3 protein-coding genes and 3 tRNA genes are annotated in these 4,605 nt (G+C 71.7%); 5 read left to right on the forward strand and 1 reads right to left on the reverse strand.

Annotation, left to right across the window (positions count from 1 at the left end; genetic code table 11):
- Positions 1-362: 362 nt before the first annotated feature.
- Positions 363-453: transfer RNA gene (locus ACWTSU_RS05285), tRNA-Leu, on the reverse strand.
- 164 nt (positions 454-617) lie between these two features.
- Here ACWTSU_RS05285 and ACWTSU_RS05290 point away from each other — a divergent pair.
- The 5 genes from ACWTSU_RS05290 to ACWTSU_RS05310 all read left to right on the forward strand — a co-directional run bounded on the left by ACWTSU_RS05290 (position 618) and on the right by ACWTSU_RS05310 (position 4,397).
- On the forward strand, positions 618-1,046 hold the full coding sequence (locus ACWTSU_RS05290; RefSeq protein WP_455138836.1) for a hypothetical protein: 429 nt from the start codon (positions 618-620) through the stop codon (positions 1,044-1,046).
- Positions 1,043-3,328 carry a SpoIIE family protein phosphatase gene (locus tag ACWTSU_RS05295; protein WP_455138837.1) on the forward strand — a complete coding sequence of 762 codons (2,286 nt, stop codon included), beginning with the start codon at positions 1,043-1,045 and terminating at the stop codon, positions 3,326-3,328. Before ACWTSU_RS05290 ends, ACWTSU_RS05295 begins: the two co-directional genes overlap by 4 nt.
- Positions 3,329-3,358: 30 nt before the next feature.
- Positions 3,359-4,111 carry an ATP-binding protein gene (locus ACWTSU_RS05300; protein ID WP_455138838.1) on the forward strand — a complete coding sequence of 251 codons (753 nt, stop codon included), beginning with the start codon at positions 3,359-3,361 and terminating at the stop codon, positions 4,109-4,111.
- A 99-nt stretch (positions 4,112-4,210) separates the two neighbouring features.
- Positions 4,211-4,286 (forward strand) — tRNA-Gly (locus tag ACWTSU_RS05305).
- A gap of 37 nt (positions 4,287-4,323) precedes the next feature.
- Positions 4,324-4,397 (forward strand) — tRNA-Cys (locus tag ACWTSU_RS05310).
- The last annotated feature ends 208 nt before the right edge of the window (positions 4,398-4,605 follow it).

Below are 4,605 nucleotides of genomic sequence, written 5' to 3' on the forward strand. Positions count from 1 at the left end.
AGCTGTAGGTACCTTGCGTGACAGACGCGAGCCCTTTGCCGCGGGCCCGGGATTCGATTGGCTCCCGGGCCCGCGTTCTTGTCCGCGGCGGTGCTTCTCGGCTCGACCCCCCGCTGCCGACCGCACCGAATAACGTGCAGAATCGGACATGCGCGTTAAATTGACCTGCGGATATATAAAGTTGTGCTTGATTCTGCGCGTTATTGTCCCGCGAGACGCGCGGGGGAGCCGGTGGGGCGCGAGGGAGCCAGAGGCATGCGTTGGGCGCGGGGCAGGGGGTGCGGCGAGAGGGCGAGAAGGACGCGTCGCCCGCTACATCAACGCATACGAAAACGGGCCCCTTTCGGGGCCCGTAGCTCTCGTGGTGTCGGAGGCGGGACTTGAACCCGCACGACCTTTTAGTCAGTCACTAGCACCTCAAGCTAGCGCGTCTGCCAATTCCGCCACTCCGACTTGTCACTGCGCTTTCGCGCAAGGAGTAGTATGCACCACCCGCCGCGGCGGCGCAAGGGGTGAATCTCACTTTTTCGGGAGCGCGTCAGGATTCGCCCGCGCGCCCGTCCCGCGCGGGGCGGGGCGTATGATGGGGGCAACGCGTCGAGGGAAGGGAGCCAGCCATGATCGATCAGCTGTCCGTCTGTCTGCCCAACCGGCCCGGTCGCCTCGCCGGGGTGTGTCGCCTGCTCGGCGAGTGGGGCGTCCAAATCCACGCCGTGACCATCGCCGAGAACGTGGACTTCAGCATAGTCCGCCTCATCTGCGACCGCCCGCGCTCCACCGCCGAGCGCCTCGTCAGCCGCGGCTACGACGCCATGACGACGCCCCTGGTGGCCGTGGAGGTCGCCGACGTCCCCGGCGCGCTCGGCTCGCTGCTCGACCGCCTGGCCTCATGCGACCTCAACGTGGACTACGCCTACGCGTGCTTCCTCGCGGGCCGCACCGTCGACGTGATCCACGTCTCGGGGGAGCCCCTTGCTGTCAAGCTCGCCGAGACGGGCCTCGAGCTGCTCGACGGCGCCGACCTCTACGAGCCGGACGAGGCGTGAGCGGTCGCGCGGACGCCCACGAGCTCAGCACGCACTACGTGGGCGGCATCGGTGAGGGCAGCGTGGCCGGCACGCTCTCGCGCCTGCTGCAGCTCACGGGGGAGGCCGTGCTCGTCTTTGACGGCACGGGACGGATCCTTCTGGCCAACGACGAGGCCTGCGCGCTCATGGCCGGCGGCGGCATCCTGGTGGGCACCGACGTGCGGCTCGTCTTCCCGCCCGCGGCCGACGAGGACGACTCTGCCCCCTTTGACGCCGCGCGGCTGCCGTTCCCGCTCGACGGCACCGTCGCCATGGTGACGTGCGCGGTCGCGGACGGGCGCGCGCTCACGCTGCGCGTGCGCTGCGAGGCGGTGCGCGCCCCGGGGGAGACCTTCCTGCTCGTGGCCCTGCCCGTCGACGCCGGCGCGCGCCGGGAGCGCGAGGAGGACCGCGCCATGGACGACCTCGTGCGCGCCAACCACCGCCTCTCGGGCACGCTGCGCATCGTGCTCGACACGCTCGACGCCGACGACCTGCCGGCCCTTCTCGACCGCCTGCTCGAGGAGATCACCGAGACCATGGAGGCGGACGGCACAATCGTCTACCTGGCCGAGTCCGACGGCTTCCACCTGCGCGGCCTCTCGAGCGGCCTGGCCGACGAGAAGGTCGCGCGCTTCATGCCCTTCGGGCGCAGCATCGAGCGCGTGGCGGTGCGCGGCGGCAGCGCGGTGCGGCTGCGGGTGTGCGCGCCGGGCACCGAGGCGCTGCGCCAGGGCCGGCTCGCCGAGCGCGACGTGGCGAACGAGGAGACCGGCGAGACGATCAAGGTGAGAAGCGCCCTGGTCCCGCCGTTCACGAGCTTCATGGCGGTGCCCGTGTGGTTCGGCGGGCGCGTGATCTCGATCATCGAGGTGGGCTGGCGCCGGCAGCGACCGATGCCCAAGGACGACGCCCAGCTGCTCGACGCCGTGGCGCACTATCTCTCGGTGCAGCTCGAGGGCACCTTCACCGCGCTGCGCTCCCGCCACGCGGAGCACCTCGCGGACGTGGGCACGCGCCTGCGCGAGGAGCTTCTCGACGCCGCCACGGCCGACGCGGCCTCGGGCGCTTTGGGGCGCCTGGGCGACGTGCTCGCGACCGCGGCCGCCGAGCTCGAGGCCGAGCTCGCGCCCGTGCGCGACAACGACCACCAGGCGCTCGTGGTGGCCGAGCTGCCCCGCGGCGGCGCGCGCGACCTCTCCTGCGACCTCGACGAGCTGGCGGCCCCCTGCGCGCGTGGCGGCGTGGCGGTGGCGCCGGTGCTGCCCGACTCCGAGCTCGCCGCTGAGCTGCGGGGGCTGGGGGAGCCGTGCGTGGGGGCACTCGTGGACCTCGGCGAGGTGGGCGGGGCCCGGCGGCGAGCGCTCGTGCTGCGCCCCGACGGCGCCGAGCCCCTGGACGACATCGAGCTGGAGTTCCTCGAGGGGCTCGCGGGCGACGCGCGCGACATCGCCCGCGGCGAGGAGGAGCGCGAGCAGGACAAGCGCATCGCCCAGGCGCTCCAGACCGGCATGCGCAACGAGCTGCAAGACGTGCCCGGCATCACGGCCGAGGCGGTCTACTCCTCTGCCACGGCCTCGGCGCTGGTGGGCGGCGACTTCTACGACCTCATCCGCCTGCCCGACCGGCGCGCCTGCGTGATCATGGGCGACGTGTCGGGCAAGGGCGTGGAGGCGGCGTCGGTGTCGGCGGCCGTCAAGACGGCGCTGGGCGCCTACGCCTGGGAGGGCCTCGCGCCGGCGCGCATGGTGCGCTCGCTCAACGAGTTTTTGCTGGGCTTCTCGCGGCTCGAGACCTTCGCGACGCTGTTCGTGGGCATCGTCGACCTGGCGGCGGGCACGATCCGCTACTGCTCGGCGGGACATCCGCCCGCGATCCTGGTGCGCGCCGGGGCCGACGAGATCTCAATCCTCGACGTGCAGTCGGGCGTGGTGGGCGCCTTCCACGACATCGCCTACGTGGACGGCGAGGCGGCGCTGGCCCCCGGCGACGTGCTGCTGCTCTACACCGACGGCACCACCGAGGCGCGCGACCCGAGCGGCGCGTTCTTCGGCGAGCAGGGCCTGCGCGACGCGGTGATGCGCGAGTCTGCCGGCGGGCGGCCCTTCGAGGGCTTCGTGGGGCGGCTGCTCGGCGACCTCGATGACTTCACGGGCGCGCGGCTGGAGGACGACGTGGCGATGGTCGCGCTGCGCTTCGACGAGCTGGGCCCCGCCGACGCGACGGCGCCGGACGGCGAGAAGGGCGGCGCGTCGGGATAGGGACGGCCCCGTTTGGGGAATACCATCGTCATGCCTGAGCGCGTCAACATAGCCATCGTCCCCGTTGAGGGGGACCTCGACGTCACGACGGTCCCCGCCGTGCGCCGGCGGATCGACGCGCTCGTGGGGCACGGGTGCCGCCGCGTCTTCCTCAACATGGCCGACGCCTCCTACGTTGACTCCGCGGGGATGGGGCTCATCCTGAGCGAGCTGCGGCGCATGAGGGGGCTGGGCGGGCTGCTCTCGCTCTCCAACGTGTCGGCCCAGCTCTACCAGGCGCTGCTGCGCCTGCGCGTGCTCGACCTCATGCCGGTCGAGCGGCGCGGCGCGCGCCGCAGCGTGGACGAGCTGCCCGCGGCCGCGCTGCCGCAGTGGCGCACGACCTTCCGCGCCGACGCCGCCACGCTCGCGGACGCGCGCGAGCGCGTGGGGCGCCTGCTCGCGCGCACGTCGCTCACCTCCGACGAGGTCTTCGACATGAAGCTGGCGAGCGGCGAGGCCCTGGGCAACGCCGTCGACCACACCTGCGGCGACGGCGTGCTCGTGACCGTGGCCGCCTACCCGGACCGCGTGGCGGTGGACGTGACCGACTGCGGGCCGGGCTTCGAGCTCGCGGCGGGGGAGGAGCCGCCCGAGGCGGGGCCGCTCGCCGAGCGCGGGCGCGGCATCCGGCTCATGCGGCTTCTGGCCGACGCGGTGAGCATCTCGCGCAAGAGCGCGGGGGCGGGGACGGTGGTGCACCTCGTCAAGCTGCTCGACGCGCACGCGGCGGCGCGTGCCTAGATATCAGCGGCGTTGACCTGCCGATTCACGAATCCTCCATCTTTTTTGACGCCCTCGCTTGCGCGGGCGCGGCGCGGCCCGTATAGTAATTCTGCTCTTGCGGGCTTAGCGCAGTTGGTAGCGCGCAACCTTGCCAAGGTTGAGGTCGCGGGTTCGAACCCCGTAGCCCGCTCCACGAGTTCCCGGCCGGTCTCGATCGGCCTTTTTCATACGGCGAAGTGGCCAAGTGGTAAGGCACGGGCCTGCAAAGCCCTGACCCCCGGTTCGAATCCGGGCTTCGCCTCCAGAACCGCACGGGCGCCCCACGGGGCGCCCTTTTTTGTGTACGGTGCGCGCTTCTCGCCGCGCTTCTCGCGTCGCGTCCCTCTCGTCCCGTCCTTCTCGCGCCCCCGAACGGTTGCGTCCCTCAACAACCCGCAAAAAATGATTTCATATTCATATAATCGGGACCGCGGACATTTTCTTGTACGTCCTACACGGCGTAGCCGTGCGCC

It is taken from the genome of Thermophilibacter sp. (genome assembly GCF_966187215.1).

Coding starts and splice junctions, on each gene's coding strand:
- ACWTSU_RS05290 (WP_455138836.1), top strand. CDS start 618: ATGATCGATCAGCTGTCCGTCTGTCTGCCCAACCGGCCCGGTCGCCTC.
- ACWTSU_RS05300 (WP_455138838.1), top strand. CDS start 3,359: ATGCCTGAGCGCGTCAACATAGCCATCGTCCCCGTTGAGGGGGACCTC.